Here is a 2,346-nt window from a genome sequence, read left to right as displayed (position 1 = left end):
TTAACTCCCTTATCTCTACATCAGATTCAGTATATCTACTTCTAGCATAGTTAAAATACCTTGCATCTATCTCATTACCAGATCCTCTTAGCTCATCTAAGCATAGATAAGCACTAAGGTTATTTAGTGCTAGTTTAGAGGCTAGGTTAAAAGATAGTTTGTTTTTCTTGTGGTCTATGTCGTAGTATATAAATGAGTTATAGTCTAGTCCTCCACTACTTATATTAGCTCCTAGAAATAGTCTATTTAAATTTAGGCTTATATAGTTTTGATAGATCATTACTGGATAGTAGCAATATGTATTTGTACTATTTTTATCATAGGCTTCTTTTATAGACATAGGTTTATATGAGATATTATTTAGTGCGTAAGCTTCATTAAATTTATATGTATATCTTGTATGCATTATCTCGTTGTAGTTCTCTTCTAGTTTTTCATATGAGGTTTTCCAGAGTTCTAATGCACCACTAACCATAGAAGCACCTATACTCTTACCTAGTGATCCCGCATAATCTTTTATTAGCCTCTTTATCTCTTGAAAATCTGTATAGCTAAACCTATGGGTATATCTCATAAAGGTATATGTTGTGATCTCTGTATAAGTTATACTTAGTTTATAATACTCCATCGCCATATGAAGCCTAAAGGCATTTGAAGCTTGAATGATTAGATTAAGCTTTGAATGTTGTAAAACTACGCTTGTAGTTTTTAGACTTGTTATTAGCAAGATATATCTATCTATCTCTTTAGTCTTTCTTGCACCAAGTAGACTTTTTACTAAATTTAATACCCCAAGCTCATCAAGAAATGTTTCTCTTAGTGCCTTTGCGTCTTTATTAAATATATAAGAGCCAAGTGATTCATATATCTTAGATATGCCATCTTCACCAACAAATTTTGCTAGTGGAAATACCTCTTCTATAGTAGTTTTTACTAGTAATGAGGTTACCTCTTTATTTATATCTCTATCATTGCTATATGCTATATCTTTTAAATTTATAGCCTCTTTTAGAGTGTTTTTATTCTTAGCGGCGATAGCCTCTTTTATAGTAGCTTCATCTTTTTTATAGTTATCATCTATCTTGTCAGCTTGTTCTATAAGAAGTTTCATTAGATCTTTTTGCAAAGGATCTTTGATATCTGCATTTTTACCAACTTCATTTTCAGCTAAAAGCTCTTCAATACTAACTACATCCTTGTTATTTACTCCATCCATATATTTAGACATTTCTTCTATACATAGATACTCACCACTTTTTAGTCCGCTATTTTTTACTGAGTCTTTATAGAAAAATAACTTTAAATCTCTATCAAAAACTCTTATTATAGAGTTTGAGTGTAGGGCTTTTATTTCATCATCTTCTATTACTATATATTCATCACCATCTTTAATGCTTTTTTTAATCATTTTTTTTGAATAGCTTTTAGTCATTATAAAGTAAGCCACTCCAAGAGATAGTGCTTCTATGAAAGAGTAGCGTTTTGGGAGGGTTTGTATTATACGTTGCATTTGTGATTGGTATTCATCTGCGGTTGATGAGCCATTTTTTATATCATCTATAAGTTGGCTTGAGATATTGCTATTGTTATATGCTTCGGCCTCTCTTCTGCTTAAGGCGTTTTCATTTACCTTATCAAATACTGCTTTAAAAGAGAGAGTTACCTTTTTCATATACTCTTCTTCGCTTTTTTTGATCTTCTCCATATCATTTGGCTGCTTAGCATAAGCATTTACGTGAGAGAAATTTGTCTTAAATAACTCTTCGTATTTGGTGTAATTATCAAGATAGTTAGTGTCATCTTGATAGGCGATCTCTTTAAATTCTTCTCTCTTTTGCTCTATGTTGTCTATATATTTTTTATCTATCCTTGCAAATGGGGATAAATTTAAAACAAGAGTTGATCTATTGTTTTCTTTATTGATGTTTATGCTGTACTGGCTGTAATCCTTAATAGGACTTAGGGTTTTTATGTCAGTAAATTTTTGTTTTACTAGGTTGGATTTGTTGGGTCTATTTAGCTCGTCTTCTATCACTTGATCTAGGCATTTACTTATTACTTCTTCTCTTAGCCCTGCACTTGATCTAAAAGGTGAGTTTGAAAGCACAACATAGTTTTTATTTAAATTTGAAAAATCTTTGCTGTTCATCTCATCGTTTGCAGAGGTGCCATTTTTATCGGACTTGTTAGCTATTAGATTGGCTAGTTTTATAGAGTTGAAATTTGAAGCACAGATAAAATTTAAATTCGCATTTAGTCCTTTTATTTGATCCTTTAGTCTTTTAAAGAGCGTATCATCACTAGAGCCAAAGCCTAAGTTTTTATTTACTATATCATAAGAGCAGA

The 2,346-nt window shown here is 31.2% G+C and carries 1 protein-coding gene; it reads right to left on the bottom strand.

The genetic code is table 11. The annotated features are described in order from the left end of the window. A partial coding sequence (locus F3G98_RS10530; RefSeq protein WP_188116983.1) for a hypothetical protein occupies positions 1-2,346 on the bottom strand: 2,346 nt, incomplete at both ends.

Origin of the sequence: Campylobacter concisus (assembly GCF_902460895.1) — a bacterium.
GTDB classification, from domain to species: Bacteria; Campylobacterota; Campylobacteria; order Campylobacterales; family Campylobacteraceae; genus Campylobacter_A; species Campylobacter_A concisus_BC.
The sequence above is the reverse complement of the archived record's forward strand: the minus strand, read 5'-3'. Positions and strand labels throughout refer to the sequence as shown.